The following is an 18,719-nucleotide window of genomic DNA, read 5'->3' as shown; positions in this document are numbered from 1 at the left end:
TTCCTCAATACTCCCGTTTTTCAGCGGAAACTTCAGGATTTGCGATGAAAACACCCGCTGGGGCTGCTCGTGGATTGGCACGCCCTGCCCCGCTGCCTAAACGCTCTTGCCTGAATGAAGACGCACAAACGGGCGAGCACAATAGCTCTGCGGTGCGGTTCTCACTCGTGCATTAGGAGCTTTTAAGCCAAGCGCATAAATCGCCCACACGCCGGACCATCATGGACACGGGCGGTGATTTTCACAGCGATGTTCACGCGCAGCGGCATTAGAAATCCTTTGAGGATTGGTGGTGGTGTAGCGGAGGGTAGCGGAAATGGTGGAGGATGGGAAGGGCAGGTAAAACATTCATGATTAGAAATCTTCAAAAATACCAATCCCAGAAAACTCAACCAACTTACATTCAGTATAGCCGAAGCCGTTTCGACCGAACTAACTCCAACGAAGTGGAATACCGGAAACTTTGACTAGCTCTTTAGGATTTCTAAATCCACTTTTTTCCAGTTTATGTTCAATCGCCTCTGCTGTGTCGTAGGGATTATCTGACGGACCAACAATAACCTTTTTGAGGAGGTTGTTGATTGTTAAATCAGGAAGATCTTCGGTGGGTTGAATCGGTAACTCATAAACTATCTCCGGCACACCTCTTACTATTTTCACATCCTTCTCAAGTATCCCAAAAGGATCAAAGTCAGGTGTATGATAGAGTCGCCATTCTTGTTCTTCAGCAAATCCCGGGTGCTTTGTAGCAATTATTAACTTTCGAAAATACTGAATACAACTATTTACAAACCAGACTTCTTCGAGCTGTTTTATCTTCTCTGAATATTGCTCTAGCCGTGAAAGGAGATTATCTATCTCCTCGCCTATTTGCTTACCTGTCAGATAACTTACCTGCGTAGAGAATGCCCCAAGAGAGTTGGAGAAGTTAGCAAAAACAGAGCCGTCTAAAACCAACGCAACTCCGCTTTGACCTCCATATGCTCTCCACATCGATAGTCTACCGGTATCATCTTCACTAGCTTCGTGCACCGACACACAAGTTAAGTACGTGTGATATTTATGATTATAAAGCCAGCCTTCTAAGTTATCAAAAACGGCCTTAAATGCCCCTTCTTGAATAGAGTTAAGCACACGCTCAACAGTATCCTTTTTTGTCTGCATGTATTCATTGATCAAATTAATTCCGTACTGCACTTCTTGATAATCATTCATTGAAGAACAGCGACGTAACCAAACCCGCTTATTCTCAATGATGCTACAGGCCACTTCAGCCGAGGTATAATGAACAAAGTTAGGTTTAGCACCACCCATTACGGCAGAGAAAAAATCATATTGTTTCGGTGAAAACACACTCATTAAGAACAATAAGGTTTCCTGCATTGCTTCTTTACCAGCATGATCCAGCATTCTCTCACACCTACAATAAATAATAATCAACGAATCAAATAGTTACAGAAATTTTTTACTATTGAAAGTACATCAGACATTCCATCATCAATCAACTTGGTGACACTGAGAAATTACTTTTTTAGCCCATTCTAGGTCCAGATCTTCATCCAGGATGGCGCCTCGTCTTTTGCTGATGCGGACTTCATTTGATGACTGCAGGCGTTTGCTGAAGTGGCGGATGCTGAAGAGGGTTGTGCCCTGTTACTGCAGCCTGACATTGCCCGCTGAGACCGGGGGTATAGGTCCCGGGTCTGCGCCCGGGAGGACACCGGGAGAGGATGTGGGGTTTTAAGGGGTGCGGGCTCTGAGCGGAGGCTTGGGGTGTGAGGGTGTTGTGGTTTGAGGTGGGGCTGGCTTTGCAGTGGCACTGATGAGCAGAGCGGGTGCCTCTGATGTCTTCCCGGCCAAGGAGCCGGGATCTATACTCCCTGTAATCATTGGTGAGTTTGTGCAGTGGCGGCGGGGGATTGCTGGCTGCATACTTGGTGCATGTCTTATTACATGTACATTCTTGCGAGCCGGAAGCATGGGACGCTTTATGCGGGCGTGACTAATAATCTGCCTGAGCGTGTACATCAGCATAAGACGAAGATGAATCCCGGTTTTACGGCCAAGTATGATGTTTCCAAGCTTGTCTACTATGAGGTTTATGAGGAACCTCATGAGGCTATTCGCAGAGAGAAGCAGGTGAAGCGCTGGAAGCGGGACTGGAAAATTCAGGCCATTGAGGAGATGAACCCCCATTGGGAGGATTCGTCACTCTCCTTACATTTTGGGTGAGGCTGGTGGGCATGGATCCCGGGTCTGCGCCCGGGAAGACACCGTGGGGGATCATTTTGCCTTTTATCGCGAGCGCTGTGGTTGGGGAGCTTTCGGGTGTTTGTGGTGAGGGCTTTGTTGATTGGCGAGTGTGACGTTAGTGGTGAGGTGGATTGGGTCCCGGGTCTTCGCTACGCTTCGCCCGGGATGACGCCGTGGGGAACGGCACCTTCAAACCGTTGAGGGAAGTCCCTCACCAAACGTTGCAGAAATGCATGAGTGGGGGAGGTTTTGGGTTTGGGCGTTGACAGGTTGTGGGGTTGTGTTTCACACTCATATGTAAGGCCTAGAAACCTCACGTCAGCGGTACCCGCTCCCGTAGTCTAGCGGTTTTTTTGTGCCTATCTTATAGTGCGCAGACCCTTTGCTATGAGCGGGAGGGCGGTGAATACAACACCTCCTTCGGGAGGGAATAAGCTCGCCTGTCTGACTCAGGTTTCTAGCCTCCCGCTCGCCAGCGAGCCCTAGGAAGCTTTTTTGGCGTTGCGGATCTTCAACACCCTAGTCAGTAAGGGGATTGGAATGGACGATTCTGCATGCGCGCCAAGCGCCACAAATACTATCGATAATGAGTTAGATGAAGTTCTCATCGCTGTTTCTGATCTTGAAAATCTTGCTTATTTTCAGCAGCTTGTGCTGAGTGAGCGGATGAACCAGAGCAGTGAGCGGGATGCTTTGTTCACTTTGCATTATGCCTTGCGAGACCGCATAGAAGCGTTGAGAAAGACCTGTGGGGTCCTACAGCAGGTCGTCGACCCACAACCGATCAGTACAACATTGACGCTTCTTGAGTAACGGGTTGGGCGCGGGGCGCTGAGCCCCCTGCCCTGTTCGGCTGCGTTGGCGCCTCTTCTCGTCATTCTACTCGATGTATGAGGTGCGCCTTTTCACTGTGCCGGTGCAAAGTGGCGTTTCGCCGTGGGCGGAGCCTCACCACCCTTTGTCTGCCGCCCTCTCGCTTGTTGTTTGCCCGCGACCGGCATTCGCAAGCGCTTGCACCCTGCTGGTCTGCGGTGAGTAACGCGCTCCGCAGGCCAGAGCTTTGTGCTGGTGTTATGGCGTAAAAACGCAGAACAGCGTGAAGACGACCGCCATGATGGAGGCCAACGCGATGTAATAGGGCCGTGCGCAGGCGCTGGCGTAGTTGGTGTAATAGTCTTCCAACTGCCGCGGCGTTGGGTTTGGTGGGTGTCTGTCTGGTTCACGAAGTGGGAAAATCAACATTCTGGCTTCTTTTCTTTGAGGAGAACTAAGCCTATCTTTCCCTGTGTTCTTTCTGCCGGATAGCGGCCAAATTTCAAAAGCAGTTTTCAAAAATGAAGGTTCGATTGCTGGATAATCTCAATGCATTCCTCGTGCTTGCGGCTTGCGGTACGCTGAGTGAAGCCGCGCAGAGGCTGTCGTGTAGTCCTGCCACGCTCAGCCGCCGTATGCAGCAGCTGGAAGAGGATGTGGGGCTGAAGCTGTTTGATCGGGTGCAGGCCGGGTATGTGCTGACCGAGGACGGGGGGGATGTGCTGGAGCAGCTGGAGCCGTTTCAGTGCGCCTATGCCGGGTTTGAGCAGTGGCTGAGCGCGAAGTCTCGCAGGCCGCAGGTTCGGGTTTCTGCCGGAAGCTGGACCATGAAGTTTCTCAGCATGCATATTGGTGCGCTGTGCAAGCCGGAGGATGGGTTTGAGGTGGTGTTCATTACCAGCGAGGACCGGCTGAACATCAAAAAGCGCGAGATCGATATTGGGCTGCGCAGCTCAGCGCCTGCGGAGATCGGGCTGGCGAGCAAGCGTCTGCCGCCCGTGGAGTTCGCGCCCTATGTGGCGGCGGGAGCTGATGCGGCGGTGGAACAGCGGTGGCTCGGCATCGCACCGGAATACGCCACGACAAAATCCTCACGCTGGCTGCTGGAGCAGCATGGCAGTGAGATGGTGATGCAAGTGAGCTCTCAACACACCCTGCTGGACATGCTGTGCGCAGGCGCTGGCGCTTCCATTCTGCCAAGCTTTCTGGGGGATACGTCGCCTCAGTTACGGCGATGCGGGCCGGTGATTGAGGACCTGACAAAGTTCCAATGGGTGACAATGCATGACGACCGGCGGCACTTGCCCGAGGTGCGGATGATGACGGACCGGATCGTGCAAGTGATTGAACAGCATCGCGGGCGCTAGTTGAGCGCGCAAAAGGTATGGATATAAGGAGGATAGTCGCAGAAAAGCGATGCCAGTTGGCGTTGGTATATTCTGCTTTTCAAGGGAAGTTATGGCGGAGAGACAGGGATTAACCTGTCGACTTAAAATCAATGCTTTAGTTTGCCCAGCCTCGGCAACACCCCCACTGAAACTATTGGGCTTTTTCTCAAAACGACCAGCCTCTTTTTCTCCATTCTCAGAGGGGAGGAAACGGCCATGAACAGTCTGCAAACAGCCTCCCTGAATGTCCCGCAAGAGCTGAAGGCCATCGCCTATGAAGTGCGTAGGATCGGCACTCGCCGCAGGTCAAATCCAGAGACGTTTCTAGTCGAGAAAGAGGAAGCCAGCGAACGCCTGCTGAAGCTCGCCAAAGTGCTGGAGGTGATCCAGTGAGCAACGTCACCAAAATCCAAGCCAAGGCATCTCTCGCCAGCTCCTTCGCTGTTCAGTACTCGGACAAGCAGAACTGGTGTGTTGCCATCACCAAGGACCGCAACCTCTCTGCAAACGATGTTCGCGTGGGTATCATCCTGTGCGAGCACATCAACGCCAGGTCAGGCAGAGCATGGCCGTCTATGGAAACGCTCGCCGCTGAAGCCAACGCCAGTCCACGAACTGCAAAACGTGCCATCAAGAAGCTTTCAGAGCTTGGCTACATCACCATCAAACGGAAATCCGGCAGAGGTCATTCCAACGTTTACGAGCTGGTTTTGGCCTCTGTAAAAGGTGACACCACTGACACCATTTATGAGGAAAAGGGTGACACGCCTGACACCTTTTATACCCCTAAAGGTGACAAAACAGACGAGAAAGGGTGCCAGAACCTGCCTGAAAAAGGTGACACCGCTGGCACGCTAAATAAAACAAATAATAAAATAAAAATAACTAAACACGCGCCCGCACACGAGGCGCCACCAGTTGCCAAGAAGCATTTTGTCAGCACCAACGACCCAATCTGGTCTCATGTGCAAGCGGCCTACCAGCTGCTCAAGGACGAACGCCTGCATCCGCAGCAGTTCCGAAAAGGCTTTGGAGGAATGGTAGACACCAAGGTTTTCTCCAAAGCGTATCTTCTGCAAGCTGGGACAGACCTCAAGCCCAAGCCCACCAAGCGGCCCACCACCCAATCACCAGCGGCACCCGCTACCACCCACCAGCAGCAAGTCGCACCGCCGGAGGGCTGGATCGATCCGCAGCTGGCGGGGGCGGGCTAGGTTGGGTCCCTCCCATCAATGCTCAATACGGGTATGCGACATCCCACGCTTTGGTCACAGATCGTTTTGAAATTGCCTAAACGAAACAGCAGTTTAGAGAGGAATTTAGGGCTAAACCATGCATTCAGCGCATAGCTCGGGCGAGCAACAAATCAGCATTTTCGGGCAAGTTGCCGAGCCAGAGCAACGCACCGCAACCAAGGCACAATTCGCGGACATTCTGGGAATGTCCCGGGGCCGCGTGTCCCAGCTCATCAAGGAAGGTCTGCCAACGCTTGGCAACGGGCGGATTGATATCAAGCTCGGCAAAGCCTGGTACGTCGCCAACACCAGCGCCGCCAAGCGCAAGTCTCTGGTTGATGCACCTCCCCTCACCCCAAAAGGCGAGCTGGAGCGCATCAAGGCGGAGCTGGCAAAGTTGGAGCTGGAACGCGAGCTTGGCAACATCATCGACAAGCACGCCGCACAAAAGGCGATCTTTGAGCGGGCCAGAGGCGAGCGCGATGCGTGGATGGGCTGGGCGAGCCGCGCTGCCTCCACCCTCTCCGCCGAGCTGGGCAGCGATCCGCGAGAAACCTACGCCATCCTAGACCGCATCGTCCGTGATCACCTCGCCGACCTTGCAGAAACGCCGCTGAAGGATCTTGCCAATGTCTGACCTCGCCACCACCACCGCTTCATGGGCAGACGCAATCTGGCGCGAAGCGCTGGCACCGGAGCGCCAGCTCACCGTCAGCCAGTGGGCCAACGCCTATCGCCAGCTGCCACCCACCAGTGCCGAGCCAGGGCGATGGAAAACCGAGCGCGTGCCGTATCTGGGCGAGATCATGGATTGCCTCTCCACCGCCTCACAGGTGGAGCGGGTGGTGTTCATGGCGGGCGCTCAGGTGGGCAAGACGGAGGCAGGGCTGAACTGGATCGGCTATGTCATCGACCATGCGCCAGGAATGATGCTGCTGGTGATGCCTTCGCTGGATATGCTCAAGCGCAACAGCCGCACGCGCATTGATCCGCTCATCAACGACACGCCAGCCCTCAAGGCCAAAGTGGCCGCGCCTAAAACCCGCGAGAAAGGCAACACCATCGCCATGAAAAGCTTTGTGGGTGGCGAGCTGGTGATGACAGGTGCCAACGCGCCAACAGGTCTGCGCTCAACACCCGTGCGCTACATCTTTCTGGATGAGGTGGACGGCTATCCGGTGGATGCGGATGGCGAGGGCGATCCGGTGGAACTGGCAATCCGGCGCACAGCGACTTATGCAGGCAAGAAGAAGATTTACCTCTGTTCCACGCCAACCCTTTCCGGTGTCTCGCGCATCGAAAAAGCCTATGCGGAATCCGATCAGCGCAAGTTCTTTGTGCCTTGCCCGCATTGTGGCGCCCTACAAGTCATCGCCTGGGCGCGGATTAAGTGGCCGGAAGGCGAACCGTTAAAGGCGACACTGCATTGTGAGCATTGCGGGGAGCCGATTGAGGAACGCCACAAGCTGAAGATGCTGGCGCAAGGCCAATGGCAGGCGACGAAGGATGGCGATGGCCGCACGGCGGGTTTCTGGTTGCCGGGGCTGTATTCTCCGTTTGAGACGTGGGGCGAGATGGCAGCGGAGTTTCTCACCGTCAAAAGCGATCCGCCACGGCTGCAAACCTTCGTCAATACGCGGCTGGGAGAAGCCTATGAGGACCGCGACACCGCACCCATTGAAGCCGAGCGCCTGCTGAGCCGGTGTGAGCCGTTTGGTGAGATCCTGCCGGATGAGGTGGCGCTGATCACAGCGGGCGTGGATACGCAGGACGACCGGCTGGAGCTAGAGATTGTGGGCTGGGGCAAGGGCGAGGAAAGCTGGAGCCTTGATTATCAGGTGCTTTGGGGTGATCCGGCGTTTCCTGAGGTGTGGAAGCAGCTGGATGCTGTGCTGTTGAAGCGCTACCCACACGTACGAGACGTGCCCCCTCTGCCCATTTCAGCCGTTGCGATCGACAGCGGCGGGCACAGGACACCCAACGTCATGGAATACGCTCAGACGCGCCAGAGCCGCCGTGTGTGGGCGATTAAGGGTCGCGGTGGCCCCGGAGTACCCTCATGGCCTAAACGCCCGCCTAAGGCGAAGACAGGCCAGTTAGCACCACTCTACATTGTAGGCGTGGACAGCCTCAAACACACACTGATTTCACGGTTGCGCATAGAAGCCGCAAGCGCGGGCTACTGCCATTTTCCTGAGGGGCGAGATCTGGACTACTTCCGAGGCATCACCGCCGAAAAGCCCATTCGGGTGTACAAAGGCGGGGTTGCCAAAATCAAATGGGTGGCTGACAGCGGCGTCAGGAATGAGCCGCTGGATTGCCGTGTTTATGCCAGTGCTGCGCTGCACGGGTTGGCAGCGAGCGGTGTTAGGGTGGAGCAGGCTGTGAAGGCGCTTATGGAGAAGGCAATGAGGCCAGAGGACTGCGAAGGGTTGCTCAGTTCAAATAAGCAACAGGACTCCGCGGGATCTCGGAGTCCTAAGCTGAAACGAGAACACCCAGTTATCAAATCTAGGTGGGTAAGTTAAATAAGTTGAATCGCGAGCTTTACTATACTTCAGATCATTCATCTTTTAAAATTTACAATCATGTTAACGGATTAGGTAGAACCACTCGTTTTCTTTATCATTTCTATTATTTTACTTAAAGGCTCCGAAATTGCATTTAGCTGTGAGCCCAACTGCTTAGTACTCAGCTCCTGCTCTTTCTCAATAGAAATTCTAGAATTGAAAAACTTCTCAGCCATCTCTCGCCGCAGTAAATTTGCATCTTCATCGTTTAGTCGGTTCAAGTAGGGTTCAAATGCTGCCATTTTCAAACCAAGAGAACGAAATGAAATCTCCATTTTTCTATGTTTACTTGCTAGTCCACTCACGTAAATTGCTGGGACTAAAAATAATGCAGCAACGGGTAATCTCTTCAAGAGTGACATCCAGTCATTCAGATCGATATCAGAGAAACCAACAAGAACAACAAGGATACTAGGAGAAAGCAAGTATAAAAATAATGCGACCTTGGTGTAAAATCGATATTCAACTTCTTCTACTTTTGCCTGCTTCAGCATATCTCCGGACATGAGATCTGCCCCTGCCGCACTTAATAGCTTCCTTATTTCCTTAACAAAATCGCGAGCTTTATCACTAGACGTTTTGGTGGCACTTACTGCTTCCTGAGTTTTTTCCTCAATTTCTCTCAACTGGAATCTTAAAGTTTCATCAGTTTTTTTGTCAAACTTACTTATTCTACTTGAATAATTTTCATTCATTTTCAATAGAATATCTTTAAATTCTACTCTAAAACCTTCAACTTGATTATCAAACAGAGCCTTATAACTATCTGCTAAACTTTCAGCATGGCCTTGTTGTACACTGACCTCAGACCGTAATGTTTCGAGTTGCTTTCTTACCTTAACAGACTCTCGTCGGTTCTCATTGAGAAGCTCTCTTTGCTTCTTTAATTCCACGTTTAAGTCATGCTGTAACATTTTAGTGCTAGTACGCGCATGGCTGAGAACTTCATCAACGTTTTCAATATCTACAGAGATTTTTCGCGGAGGTGAAAATAAAGATAATGCAGTAGTAATAATACTATCCAACTCCTGCAACGTCTCTTCATCTGAACTTGAAAGTAATATATCAAGAAGCGAAACAATTTCATCACAGATACTGTTTAGTCGAATTAATTCTCGAGCGCTAAAAAGCACCTTATCAGATGTTTTTATACACCAGTTTAGATATTCAATCCGGCTTGCATAAATAGAAACACTATCATTACTGCGCTGTAAGACTTTAGAATTATTCTCAATTATTTCAAGATTTTTAAGAACTTCATAATAATAGCTTTCTAATTCTGCCAAGTTTTATACTCCCAACAACGCATGAAGATTATTATTAGTTTCCTTACCGCACTCCAGCGCCACCGCCGTGCTCCGATATAAATTCCACACCAGCAGATTCCATCTCAGATTGTAAGTCAGCAAGAGTTATAGCGTAAGGGTTGCGCACACTTCTTTCAAAGTCAGCTATAGTTTTCATGGTAGCTTTGGGATTTTCTTCTAAACCCACTTGTGAGCTGCAGATTACGGCTCTTTTGATGCAAAAATATTGACTTAGTCGTTCCGTTGAATACGTAAAAGTCCCAAGTGAGCTTTGATAACTCACTTGGTTAAATTAAAAGCAATTATCCAATTACTGGCATGACTGGATCATCCAAGTCATCTTCATGGATCAACACTGTAAGCGGGTACTTCTCCATTACCATTTTTTTATTGTTATCTTGCCAAACGACAAACACATGTCCGTCTTCAATTGTAGAAACTGTCATCGGATGATTCTGCGAAGACTTTAAAAAAACAATGCAACCAGGTTTGATTTCCATATTTAACTCCATTTCTATACAATCTTAAGTAGAAATAGAAATTTGATTCTACAACTTCTTTCTTAGCCGCACCCCAACACCACCGCCATTCTCAGGAATAAACTCCATTCCTAATTTCTCTAAAGCCGTTTGCAACGCTTCAATGGTTCGCGGCTTCAGTTCTTCTCCGCGCTCAAAACGAGTAACTGTATTTGTAGAGACTTGAGCGAGCTCAGCTAGTTCCCGAACTCCCATTCCTAAGCCAGCACGGGCCATTTTGCATTGAGCAGGTGTAATATTCGCCTCCATGTAGCGAAAACGCCTTGACGTAGTGATAAATTTCAATATGGTTACATTGTAGCGATTTCGAGACAAATATCAATCATGGAGAACGCGATGAAAGACCTTTTTCGCGAACGGGAGAAGTGCGCCCAAAGCCCGGATCGCCGCGCGGTGCTGACCGGAAGCCTCGCCAGCATTGCCGTGGTGGCAACACCCAGCGCCAAAGCCACCCCACACGATCCCCTCCCAGACTTGGCACAGCGCTACAAAACCGCCTGCCAGCACTATCGCGAGCTGGAGATCCCAAAGTCCGCCAGCTTTACCGAGGAAGAAGCCCTCCTGCGCCCCTATGGCGATGCAGTCACCACCACCTACCAACAACTCGTCAACACCCCCGCCCCAACCCTCACCGGCATAACCACCAAACTCCGCCTCTTCCTGGAAGAAATGCAATTCGCCGGAAAACTAGACCCAGAATTCGACCTCATAGCTTCAGCGTTGAAAGATTGTGAATTTCAAAGTGTCACTTGACACTCAAAATCATGTCGCTATATTTAGTGTCAATCGACACCGAACAAGGAGAGCGCAGTGCCCCTTAAACGCAGACATTACCTCAAGCTTGCTGGCGTAGATGACCAGCTTTTCAAAACCCTTCAGCGCAGAGAGCAAGTGCCCGGCTTTGCCCGCCGCATCTCCGAGGACAAGAAATCCAGCGACGAGCTGTATTCTGTTGTTTCAGCCTTTCAGCTTGCACTGGCAGATAATCTAGCGAGCCAAGCCTCAGTAGACCGTACAGAAGCCGCCGCGATCTCCACCGCTTACGCGCTTTACTTCTCTGACCTCTGGTCAATCTTCAAAGACACCGGTGACGTGTGGATCTGCAATTACAAAGAATGCACCATCCAGAACAGCGACGGCACAGAAGTCATCAAGCAGGCACCGACAGCTTTTGGCGGAACCATTGAGCAAATTCTTGCCCAGATTGCACAGCGCAATGCCGATACAGACAAAGAAGTTCGCTCTCTTGCTTTCGTCAATGCAGGGGCAATCTTTCGCCGGATGCAGCGAGTTGCCAAAGACGATGACCTCAACATCGGGCTGGAGTAAGCACTCATGATCCAGCCCCGCCGCCCACTTGCAAAACGCCTTCAACACCTCGTCGCCCGAATGATCGGGCTGGAGGCTGCTGGACGGGGGCACAGGTGGCAGGGCATCGCGGGGATCGGCAACCTTTCCGAGGCAACCGCAGCCGGATCAAAGACCATCCAAGAGCGCGGGGTTGCGCTTTCCACCAACAACCCATGGGGACACGCCGCCGTTTCCGGCCTTGTGGCCAACTACATCGGTGCCGGCATCGTCACCCGCCCCAAATTCCCGACAGACACCATCCGCGACACAATCCAGAAAGCCCATGAGAGCTGGCTGGAAGCCTGCGACTTTGAAGGACGCCAAGACTTTTACGGTCTGCAAGCCCAACTCATGCGTGAGATCGTGGTAAAGGGCGAAAGCTTCGTCCAGCTGGTACAGAGCGGCACAGACCTGAAGCTAAAGCTCATCCCCGCCGACATGGTGGACGCCACTTTATTCCGCGAGCTGGAAGGCAAAGGCCACATTTTCGCAGGTGTTGAGTTTGATGCAGACGGCAAGCGCATCGCCTACCACGTGCTGCCCCGCCGCCGTGGCACCGCCCTGCTGCAAAACCTTGGACACATCCGCGTGCCTGCAGAAGATATGCTGCATGTGTTTGTTCCGCTGGAGCCAGGACAAGTGCGCGGCCTTTCATGGCTCTCCCCCGTTCTGCTCCGCGCTCAATCGCTGGACAGCTACGAAGACGCCCAACTGGAACGCCAGCGGGTTGCGGCCTTGTTTGCTGGCTTTGTGAGAGACGTCAACGGACAAGCCAATCCATTCGATGGCGAGCAAAAGAACGGCCTGCTGGAAACTGGCATGGAACCGGGAGCCCTGCACTTCCTGCCACCGGGATCGGATATCGAGTTCCCCAACCTGCCAGACGTGAAAGACTTCCCTGCCTTCATCCAGTGGCAACTGAGAGCCATGGCAGCAGGGCTTGGCATCACCTACGAGCAGCTAACAGGCGACTATTCCAACTCCAATTATTCCTCCAGCCGCGCCGCGCTGCTGGAGTTCCGCCGCAAGGTGGAGAGCGTCCAGCACCTTGTGCTAGTCAAACAGTTTCTACAGCCGATCTATGAGCGCTTTGTGGGATTGCTGGCCGTGCGTGGCACGCTGGATCTAGGCGCCTATTCCGCAGAGCCGGAAGCCTTTCATGCTGCCGAGTACCTGCCACCCGCTTGGCCTTGGGTAGACCCTGAAAAAGATGCCAAAGCCGCCATTCTTGAAATTCAAAACGGACTGACCAGCCGGACCCGGGTTGTCGCGCAGCGCGGCTTCTCCGTCGAGGAAATCGACGAGGAGCGCAAACGCGACACAGACAGGGAGCGGGGTATTGGTCAACAGATGTCCGCTGGCACCAACCCCGCTCCCTCAACTTCAGGAAAAGCCGCATGAATGCCCCAGCCTTCCTCACCCGTGATCTGACTTTCAAATCCTCCAGCCTCGACGAAAAACAGCGGACCGTCGAGGCAACCGCCACCGCCTTTGGCAGCGTGGACCGTGGCGCTTACATCGAGCGACTGGAACCCACAGCCACCACAGCGGAAGCCTTTATCGGCCTTCCGGTTTTAGACAGCCATCGCCAGGACAGCCTGAGTGCCGTGCTTGGCACCGTGACAGCAGCACGAGCGGACAACGGCTGCATCATCGTCACCATCAAGTTTACATCTGACAGCCGCGCCAACCCCGTGATTGCCGACATTCGCGAGGGAATGATTACAGGCGTTTCCATCGGCTACCAGATAGAGAAATGGGCGGACAGCAGAGATCCGGACACCGGACGCTCCATTCGCACCATCACCCAGTTCAAACCAAGAGAAGTCAGCTTTGTCAGTGTGCCAGCGGACCCAGACGCAAGGATCAGAGCAATGCCAACGGAGAACCAACCCAACTCGCAGGAACCACCCAAAACACCCACGCCAGACATGGCACAACGCAACCAGCAGATCCGCTCTATCGCAGGGACATTGAACCTGACCACTGAGTGGACTGACAGCCAGATCGACAGCTCAGCCACACTGGACGAGATCCGAGCCGCCGCAATTACCGAGGCCGAGAAGCGGACAACACCGCCGATCCGGACGCAATCGGCGCAAATTCTCGCAGATCACACCGATCCACATACACGCGCCGAACGCATGGCCGACGCCATGATGACGCGCATTGACCCAACCCATAAGCCGGAGGACAGCGCCCGCGACTTCATCGGAATGTCTATTCCGGAGATGGCTCGCGATTGTCTGCGCAATGCCAATGTTTCAACCACGGCCCTTTCCCAGGCAACGATTGTCTCTCGCGCCCTGCATTCTACCAGTGACTTTCCCCTCATCATGGGAAACACCGTGGGGCGGACACTGCGCCAATCCTATGAGAGCGTGCCAAGCGCTTTGAAGAAACTGGCACGACAAACCACCGTGAAAGACTTCCGCGCAAAGCACCGAATTATCCTTTCTGAAGCGCCGAATCTGGAGAAGCTCAACGAGCATGGTGAATACAAACACGGCACCATGAGCGAGAGCGCCGAAAGCTTCAAAATCGACACCTTCGGACGGATGATCGGTGTCACTCGCCAAGCACTCATCAACGATGACCTTGGCGCTCTGAACGATCTACCGCGCAGACTAGGCATTGCAGCAGCAGACTTTGAAGCAGAGTTCTTTATCAAGTTGCTGGAGATGAATGGTGGCAAAGGCCCAAAGATGGGAGACGGTAATCCGGTTTTCCATGCAGGACACCGCAACCTTGCGCAGACCAAGGGCAAGCCGTCCATTGAAACACTCTCTGTATTGCGTCAGGCACTGCGCCACCAGGTGAGCCTGTCCGGCAAGCGCCTCAACCTCTCCCCTCGCCATCTGATTATTCCAGCCGAGCTGGAGACGCTGGCACAGAAGTTACTTGCCGAGATCACACCAAACCGCATCGACGATGTGAACCCGTTCTCTGATCTGGGAATGGTGGTGGAAGGTCGCTTTAACAATCCGGACCGCTGGTATCTGGCAACCAGCCACAGCCAGATGGATGGCCTGGAGTATGCCTATCTGGAAGGTGAGCCTGGACCGCAGACCGAAACCAAAGCCGGATTTGAGATTGATGGCATCAAGATCAAAGTCCGTCTCGACTTCGGTGCCTGCTTCGGCGACTGGCGGGGCTGGCAAATGAACGAGGGCAAGTGATGGCTAGCCTGGAAGAGCTGATTGCTTGTCGTGACAAGTTGGAAAAGAAAAGAGCCAAGGGTGTCAAAACCGTTCGCTTTGGTCGCGATGAAGTCACCTATAAATCTGACAGCGAGATGGCCGTCGCCCTTGCAGATCTCAATAGGCAGATTGCAGCAAGCCAAGGTCGCACAGTTCGTCGGGTTCGTATTATTTCAAACAAGGGCGCTTAGGCGCGGAGATTGCACATGAGGAATTACATTCAGGATGGCGTTGCCATCACGTTGACTGCACCACATGACGTTTCCAGTGGTGAAGGTCTTCAAGTTGGCTCTCTGTTTGGTGTGGTCGCAACCAATGCGGCCTCTGGTGAAGAAGTAGAGACTGTCATGCAGGGGGTATTTGAGCTTCCCAAAACCGACAGTGAGCAGGTTGCACAGGGTGAGCCTCTTTACTGGGATAAGGCTGAAAAGCGTCTCACCACCACTGCATCAGACAATCTGAAAGTTGGTGCAGCAGTGCTGGCAGCAGGCCCAGCAGAACCAATCGTACGCGCTCGCCTCACCGGCTACTCAGCATAGGAGCAGGCATGGCACGGCAAACAGTTCCATTTAAACAGGCTGATGTTGTTAGGGCTTACAAGGCAGCTGAGAAGGTTGGTATTGCTCCCGAACAGTTGCGCGTCACGATCCGACCGGAAACCCAAGAGATTGTCATGGAGCCACTCAAGCAAGAGGTGAATGACAATACTCCTAATCCTTGGGACGACCTCCTATGAGACGGAACCGAAGCGGACTGCCGCAATATTGCAGCTGGAACAAAGACAGGCACGGCACCCGCCGTGTCCGTTTCCGCAAGTCAGGGTTCTCAACCTATCTGACAGGCACACCCTATGGCGACGATTTCATGCGCCAGTATTACGGCGCACTGGAAGGGGTGAAAACACAGAGTGCCAACATAGCAGCAGAGCGCACGAAGCCAGGAAGCTTTGATGCTCTCTGCGTTGCCTACTATCGTTCACCTGAGTTCCTCGGTTTACGAGACAGCACCAAGCACACCTACCGAGGAGTTATCGAAAAGCTCAGGGAAAGGATTGGCAAGCTTCCTATACGCCGCCTGGAACGCAGACACATCAAGAAACTACTCGGAGAGATGGAAGACAGGCCACAAGCTGCAAATCGGGTTCTATCTCTCCTGAAGATCCTGCTCGACGTTGCCATGGATCTGGGAATGATCGCCAACAATCCAGCGCGTGGAGTGAAGGGCTTCAGGAAGAAGACAGAGGGCTTTCATAGTTGGACTGAGGAAGAAATAGAGCAGTTTATCGAAAAGCACCCAGCAGGCACCAAGGCGTATCTTGCGCTCACTCTACTTCTCTATACAGCTCAGCGGCGATCAGACGTTGTAAACATGGGCTGGCAGCATATTTCGGGAGATAACTTGAGGGTCACCCAACAGAAAACCGGAACCACTTTGCTGATTCCGCTGCATGGCATCCTCCAGCATGCACTTTCACAAACACCAAAGACGAACATGACCTTCCTTGTCACCGAGTTTGGAAAACCATTCTCAGTGGCAGGCTTTGGAAACTGGTTCAGAGACAGGGCGAAAGAAGCGGGATTATCTAACTGCTCTCCCCATGGTCTGCGCAAAGCAGCAGCACGAAGACTGGCAGAAGCAGGTTGTTCAGCAGACGTGATTAAAGCCCTGACAGGACACCAAAGCTTGAAGGAGCTGACAATCTATACCGCGGCAGCTGATCAACAGCGCTTAGCCACTCAGGCAATTGGAAGCCTGAAAGCACAAGACGAGAACAGATAATTGTCCAACCAACTCAAATGAGCTGGACAAAACGTCTACTAAACAACTGAGATGTAAGGGAAAAGAAATGGTAATGGCGGAGAGACAGGGATTCGAACCCTGGAGACGGTTCCCCGCCTACACACTTTCCAGGCGTGCGCCTTCGACCACTCGGCCACCTCTCCGCATTCCGCTCACCGAGTATGCCCGGCGGCGTGAGAGGGGGTATATGCAAAACTATTGGGGGGCGCAAGAGGTCTTTTTGATTTTTTTGCCATGTATCCCCACTCTGTGGAACCAGAATGAAAACAAAGGCATTTTTCTGCCCGTCTACGGGTAGCCAATCACAATCCATTACGCAGTTTTGACTGGAATTTAAGAGCGTCTGGCATGCTTGTTCTGATAGGTTGCACCTTAGATTGCATGAGGTACTGTGGATACACGCAGGCTCATTGCGAGTTTAAAAGATAGCTGACAGAAAAAGGAAGCAGACACGTGGTTGGATTTTTTCTGCGTTTTATAGGTGTGTGGTTTGTCGCCATAGCGCTGGTCTCATTTGTCGTGGATGCCACTAAGAGCATTGCGACCTCCAGCTGGACCTCTTCACCACTGGGATTGATCTGGTTTGATCTGTCACCAGAAACGCTCAATGCATCCCAGGCGGCCATCCAGCGGTACGTGAGCCCTCTTCTCTGGGATCCGATTATTCAAAGCCTTTTGCTCATGCCGCCGTGGGTTATATTCGGACCTCTCGGACTAATTATGCTATGGTATGGCGACAAGCGGCGTCGCATCAGCACAACCCTGCTGTGATGCAGAGTTCTTACAGGTAAGTGAATATGTCGTTTCTCAGAATGCTCTCAAACAAGTTTAAAATGCCGGATACAGGTACAGCGCTGCCAGGCCGGGATACACCAATCATGACTCCCGGAAAGCACTTCGTGAATGGTCATGATCTGAATGGGCCATATCCTGAAGGGATGAAAGAGCTCTATGTGGGCATGGGATGTTACTGGGGTGCGGAACGCGCCTTCTGGGAACTGCCGGGTGTGTATGTAACAGCTGTTGGCTTTGCAGGTGGCGCTACAAAGAATCCGACCTACCACGAAACGTGTACTGGTCAGACCGGTCACACCGAAATTGTAAAAGTGGTCTACAATCCAGAAGAAATTTCTCTGGAACAACTTTTGAAGGTATTTTGGGAGCGTCACGACCCAACGCAAGGAATGCGGCAGGGCAACGATGTGGGGACACAGTATAGATCTGCGCTTTATTTGATGAGTGAGGCAGATATTGAGACGGCTAAAGAAACAGCTAAGTCTTATCAGGATGCCCTTAAGGAAATCGGCAAAAACGCAGGGATTACCACGGAAATCGGTCCGCTCGACGTATTCTATTACGCTGAAGAATATCACCAACAATATTTGGCAAAGAATCCAGATGGATACTGTGGCCTTTCGGGCACAGGTGCGACCTGCCCATTGCCGGTTTCGCCCCAATCCCCTAAGCAATAGGTGATCAAAAATAATTTATGGATAATTGCAACCTGCTAATAATCAGGGACCAAATCGGCGGTTTTTATTGATTTTGCAGGTTGCATGGTTTCGAAATACTTATTATTTTCAATTTTATTAAACTTGCATTTGTTAAATTGCAGTTTTAGGATTAACTCTAATGACGCTAAGTCAGAATCGTCAGGACAGTATTTTAGAGATTTAATTTATGATGAGAACCAATCATATTGCAGACCAACTTTCCGCGGTAAGTACAGCACTTGAAGATGCGAGTGTTGATGCTTACGGAGATCTTTCAACAAGTGCCGTCGCGGCTCTTCTTATTATGCGACGCTCTCCGGCCATCTCCATCGGTACAGTTGCGAAAGAAGTTCGTTTAAGCCATTCCGCCACCGTGCGCCTGATTGACCGTCTTGAGAAAGACTGGTTGGTCCGACGTCTTCGCCGCAGAGGCCGGGAAGTTATGGTAGAACTCACCGTTCGCGGTAAGCGTAAGGCCGTTGAAGTGGCTGAGGCGCGCCGTAAAGCAGCTCATGCGCTGCTCGGTGACATCGATGAGAGCCAATTGGACAACCTCTCCTCTCTCCTCAAGTTCATCCTGAATGACGTGGAAAGCTCTGCTTGCACACGTTTTTGCTATGATGATCCAATGGAAGATGAACAGGTTGAAGAGAACGAACCAGCCTAAGGCTTAATTTTACTGGTTTAGTTTTTTTATTGATTTCAGTTTATTTTCAACGCAGAAACACCGGAGTGAACGCTTCGGTGTTCTTTGCTTTTTACACTTCCCTT

At 52.0% G+C, this 18,719-nt stretch carries 23 protein-coding genes and 1 tRNA gene; 18 read left to right on the top strand and 6 right to left on the bottom strand.

Features of this window, described 5'->3' with window-relative positions:
- Window positions 1-432 precede the first annotated feature (432 nt).
- On the bottom strand, window positions 433-1,410 hold the full coding sequence (locus tag PsW64_RS26005; protein WP_063305507.1) for a DUF2971 domain-containing protein: 978 nt from the start codon (window positions 1,408-1,410) through the stop codon (window positions 433-435).
- Window positions 1,411-1,941: 531 nt separating this feature from the next.
- Here PsW64_RS26005 and PsW64_RS26000 point away from each other — a divergent pair.
- Window positions 1,942-2,232 carry a GIY-YIG nuclease family protein gene (locus PsW64_RS26000; RefSeq protein WP_063305506.1) on the top strand — a complete coding sequence of 97 codons (291 nt, stop codon included), beginning with the start codon at window positions 1,942-1,944 and terminating at the stop codon, window positions 2,230-2,232.
- A 561-nt stretch (window positions 2,233-2,793) separates the two neighbouring features.
- Window positions 2,794-3,066, top strand: coding sequence for a hypothetical protein (locus PsW64_RS25995; protein ID WP_063295098.1), 273 nt, complete (start codon window positions 2,794-2,796; stop codon window positions 3,064-3,066).
- 258 nt (window positions 3,067-3,324) lie between these two features.
- Here the strand turns inward: PsW64_RS25995 and PsW64_RS27715 are convergent, their stop codons facing one another.
- The gene (locus tag PsW64_RS27715; protein WP_193757866.1) at window positions 3,325-3,495 is read right to left on the bottom strand and encodes a hypothetical protein; all 171 of its coding nucleotides are present in this window, start codon (window positions 3,493-3,495) and stop codon (window positions 3,325-3,327) included.
- A gap of 92 nt (window positions 3,496-3,587) precedes the next feature.
- Here PsW64_RS27715 and PsW64_RS25990 point away from each other — a divergent pair, with 92 nt between their 5' ends.
- The 5 genes from PsW64_RS25990 to PsW64_RS25975 all read left to right on the top strand — a co-directional run bounded on the left by PsW64_RS25990 (window position 3,588) and on the right by PsW64_RS25975 (window position 8,217).
- Window positions 3,588-4,433 carry a LysR family transcriptional regulator gene (locus tag PsW64_RS25990; RefSeq protein ID WP_063305505.1) on the top strand — a complete coding sequence of 282 codons (846 nt, stop codon included), beginning with the start codon at window positions 3,588-3,590 and terminating at the stop codon, window positions 4,431-4,433.
- A 237-nt stretch (window positions 4,434-4,670) separates the two neighbouring features.
- A complete protein-coding gene (locus PsW64_RS27710; RefSeq protein WP_161831347.1) occupies window positions 4,671-4,847 on the top strand; it encodes a hypothetical protein in 177 nt (58 codons plus the stop codon).
- Window positions 4,844-5,668: a helix-turn-helix domain-containing protein gene (locus PsW64_RS25985; RefSeq protein ID WP_063305504.1), complete on the top strand. Its 825-nt coding sequence runs from the start codon at window positions 4,844-4,846 to the stop codon at window positions 5,666-5,668. The genes PsW64_RS27710 and PsW64_RS25985 overlap by 4 nt, the downstream gene beginning before the upstream one ends.
- 118 nt (window positions 5,669-5,786) lie before the next feature.
- Window positions 5,787-6,326: a hypothetical protein gene (locus PsW64_RS25980; protein WP_063305503.1), complete on the top strand. Its 540-nt coding sequence runs from the start codon at window positions 5,787-5,789 to the stop codon at window positions 6,324-6,326.
- On the top strand, window positions 6,319-8,217 hold the full coding sequence (locus tag PsW64_RS25975) for a phage terminase large subunit family protein (RefSeq protein WP_063305502.1): 1,899 nt from the start codon (window positions 6,319-6,321) through the stop codon (window positions 8,215-8,217). The genes PsW64_RS25980 and PsW64_RS25975 overlap by 8 nt, the downstream gene beginning before the upstream one ends.
- Window positions 8,218-8,288: 71 nt before the next feature.
- On the opposite strand, the gene PsW64_RS25970 is transcribed toward PsW64_RS25975, so the two are convergent.
- From PsW64_RS25970 to PsW64_RS25960, 3 genes are all read right to left on the bottom strand, one after another.
- Entirely contained in the window at window positions 8,289-9,545 is a 1,257-nt protein-coding gene (locus tag PsW64_RS25970; protein ID WP_063305501.1) for a hypothetical protein, read from the bottom strand.
- Between the two features lie 323 nt (window positions 9,546-9,868).
- Window positions 9,869-10,066, bottom strand: a complete 198-nt coding sequence (locus PsW64_RS25965; RefSeq protein WP_063305500.1) for a hypothetical protein — start codon at window positions 10,064-10,066, stop codon at window positions 9,869-9,871.
- A gap of 48 nt (window positions 10,067-10,114) precedes the next feature.
- The gene (locus PsW64_RS25960; RefSeq protein WP_206599583.1) at window positions 10,115-10,354 is read right to left on the bottom strand and encodes a helix-turn-helix domain-containing protein; all 240 of its coding nucleotides are present in this window, start codon (window positions 10,352-10,354) and stop codon (window positions 10,115-10,117) included.
- Window positions 10,355-10,441: 87 nt separating this feature from the next.
- Between PsW64_RS25960 and PsW64_RS25955 the strand changes: the two genes are divergently transcribed.
- From PsW64_RS25955 to PsW64_RS25920, 8 genes are read left to right on the top strand one after another with little or no spacing between them, the layout of a single operon-like run.
- Window positions 10,442-10,858: a hypothetical protein gene (locus PsW64_RS25955; protein WP_063305499.1), complete on the top strand. Its 417-nt coding sequence runs from the start codon at window positions 10,442-10,444 to the stop codon at window positions 10,856-10,858.
- A gap of 57 nt (window positions 10,859-10,915) precedes the next feature.
- Entirely contained in the window at window positions 10,916-11,434 is a 519-nt protein-coding gene (locus tag PsW64_RS25950; RefSeq protein WP_063305498.1) for a hypothetical protein, read from the top strand.
- A 6-nt stretch (window positions 11,435-11,440) separates the two neighbouring features.
- Complete coding sequence (locus PsW64_RS25945) at window positions 11,441-12,856, top strand: phage portal protein (protein ID WP_063305497.1); 1,416 nt, start codon at window positions 11,441-11,443, stop codon at window positions 12,854-12,856.
- Window positions 12,853-14,634, top strand: a complete 1,782-nt coding sequence (locus tag PsW64_RS25940) for a prohead protease/major capsid protein fusion protein (RefSeq protein ID WP_063305496.1) — start codon at window positions 12,853-12,855, stop codon at window positions 14,632-14,634. The genes PsW64_RS25945 and PsW64_RS25940 overlap by 4 nt, the downstream gene beginning before the upstream one ends.
- Complete coding sequence (locus PsW64_RS25935) at window positions 14,634-14,846, top strand: phage head-tail joining protein (protein ID WP_063305495.1); 213 nt, start codon at window positions 14,634-14,636, stop codon at window positions 14,844-14,846. The genes PsW64_RS25940 and PsW64_RS25935 overlap by 1 nt, the downstream gene beginning before the upstream one ends.
- 15 nt (window positions 14,847-14,861) lie before the next feature.
- Window positions 14,862-15,194 (top strand): DUF2190 family protein, encoded by a 333-nt coding sequence (locus tag PsW64_RS25930; protein WP_063305494.1) that lies wholly within the window; start codon window positions 14,862-14,864, stop codon window positions 15,192-15,194.
- An 8-nt stretch (window positions 15,195-15,202) separates the two neighbouring features.
- Window positions 15,203-15,391, top strand: coding sequence for a hypothetical protein (locus PsW64_RS25925; RefSeq protein WP_057462193.1), 189 nt, complete (start codon window positions 15,203-15,205; stop codon window positions 15,389-15,391).
- Window positions 15,388-16,434: a site-specific integrase gene (locus PsW64_RS25920; RefSeq protein WP_063305493.1), complete on the top strand. Its 1,047-nt coding sequence runs from the start codon at window positions 15,388-15,390 to the stop codon at window positions 16,432-16,434. Before PsW64_RS25925 ends, PsW64_RS25920 begins: the two co-directional genes overlap by 4 nt.
- Before the next feature lie 74 nt (window positions 16,435-16,508).
- On the opposite strand, the gene PsW64_RS25915 is transcribed toward PsW64_RS25920, so the two are convergent.
- Window positions 16,509-16,598: transfer RNA gene (locus tag PsW64_RS25915), tRNA-Ser, on the bottom strand.
- Window positions 16,599-16,908: 310 nt separating this feature from the next.
- Here PsW64_RS25915 and PsW64_RS25910 point away from each other — a divergent pair.
- The 3 genes from PsW64_RS25910 to PsW64_RS25900 all read left to right on the top strand — a co-directional run bounded on the left by PsW64_RS25910 (window position 16,909) and on the right by PsW64_RS25900 (window position 18,615).
- Window positions 16,909-17,226 carry a hypothetical protein gene (locus PsW64_RS25910; protein ID WP_208981041.1) on the top strand — a complete coding sequence of 106 codons (318 nt, stop codon included), beginning with the start codon at window positions 16,909-16,911 and terminating at the stop codon, window positions 17,224-17,226.
- Between the two features lie 26 nt (window positions 17,227-17,252).
- Window positions 17,253-17,927, top strand: coding sequence for a peptide-methionine (S)-S-oxide reductase MsrA (gene msrA, locus PsW64_RS25905; RefSeq protein ID WP_057464084.1), 675 nt, complete (start codon window positions 17,253-17,255; stop codon window positions 17,925-17,927).
- A gap of 208 nt (window positions 17,928-18,135) precedes the next feature.
- Entirely contained in the window at window positions 18,136-18,615 is a 480-nt protein-coding gene (locus PsW64_RS25900; protein WP_063286691.1) for a MarR family winged helix-turn-helix transcriptional regulator, read from the top strand.
- Window positions 18,616-18,719: the final 104 nt, after the last annotated feature.

It is taken from the genome of Pseudovibrio sp. W64, assembly GCF_001623145.1.
Classification (GTDB): Bacteria; Pseudomonadota; Alphaproteobacteria; order Rhizobiales; family Stappiaceae; genus Pseudovibrio.
The sequence above is the reverse complement of the archived record's forward strand: the minus strand, read 5'-3'. Positions and strand labels throughout refer to the sequence as shown.

Coding starts and splice junctions, on each gene's coding strand:
- PsW64_RS25965 (WP_063305500.1), bottom strand. CDS start 10,066: ATGGAAATCAAACCTGGTTGCATTGTTTTTTTAAAGTCTTCGCAGAAT.
- PsW64_RS25940 (WP_063305496.1), top strand. CDS start 12,853: ATGAATGCCCCAGCCTTCCTCACCCGTGATCTGACTTTCAAATCCTCC.
- PsW64_RS25945 (WP_063305497.1), top strand. CDS start 11,441: ATGATCCAGCCCCGCCGCCCACTTGCAAAACGCCTTCAACACCTCGTC.
- PsW64_RS25990 (WP_063305505.1), top strand. CDS start 3,588: ATGAAGGTTCGATTGCTGGATAATCTCAATGCATTCCTCGTGCTTGCG.
- PsW64_RS25975 (WP_063305502.1), top strand. CDS start 6,319: ATGTCTGACCTCGCCACCACCACCGCTTCATGGGCAGACGCAATCTGG.
- PsW64_RS27715 (WP_193757866.1), bottom strand. CDS start 3,495: ATGTTGATTTTCCCACTTCGTGAACCAGACAGACACCCACCAAACCCA.
- PsW64_RS25920 (WP_063305493.1), top strand. CDS start 15,388: ATGAGACGGAACCGAAGCGGACTGCCGCAATATTGCAGCTGGAACAAA.
- PsW64_RS26005 (WP_063305507.1), bottom strand. CDS start 1,410: ATGCTGGATCATGCTGGTAAAGAAGCAATGCAGGAAACCTTATTGTTC.
- PsW64_RS25980 (WP_063305503.1), top strand. CDS start 5,787: ATGCATTCAGCGCATAGCTCGGGCGAGCAACAAATCAGCATTTTCGGG.
- PsW64_RS25935 (WP_063305495.1), top strand. CDS start 14,634: ATGGCTAGCCTGGAAGAGCTGATTGCTTGTCGTGACAAGTTGGAAAAG.
- PsW64_RS27710 (WP_161831347.1), top strand. CDS start 4,671: ATGAACAGTCTGCAAACAGCCTCCCTGAATGTCCCGCAAGAGCTGAAG.
- PsW64_RS25995 (WP_063295098.1), top strand. CDS start 2,794: ATGGACGATTCTGCATGCGCGCCAAGCGCCACAAATACTATCGATAAT.
- msrA (WP_057464084.1), top strand. CDS start 17,253: ATGTCGTTTCTCAGAATGCTCTCAAACAAGTTTAAAATGCCGGATACA.
- PsW64_RS25925 (WP_057462193.1), top strand. CDS start 15,203: ATGGCACGGCAAACAGTTCCATTTAAACAGGCTGATGTTGTTAGGGCT.
- PsW64_RS25930 (WP_063305494.1), top strand. CDS start 14,862: ATGAGGAATTACATTCAGGATGGCGTTGCCATCACGTTGACTGCACCA.
- PsW64_RS25955 (WP_063305499.1), top strand. CDS start 10,442: ATGAAAGACCTTTTTCGCGAACGGGAGAAGTGCGCCCAAAGCCCGGAT.
- PsW64_RS25900 (WP_063286691.1), top strand. CDS start 18,136: ATGATGAGAACCAATCATATTGCAGACCAACTTTCCGCGGTAAGTACA.
- PsW64_RS26000 (WP_063305506.1), top strand. CDS start 1,942: ATGTCTTATTACATGTACATTCTTGCGAGCCGGAAGCATGGGACGCTT.
- PsW64_RS25960 (WP_206599583.1), bottom strand. CDS start 10,354: ATGGAGGCGAATATTACACCTGCTCAATGCAAAATGGCCCGTGCTGGC.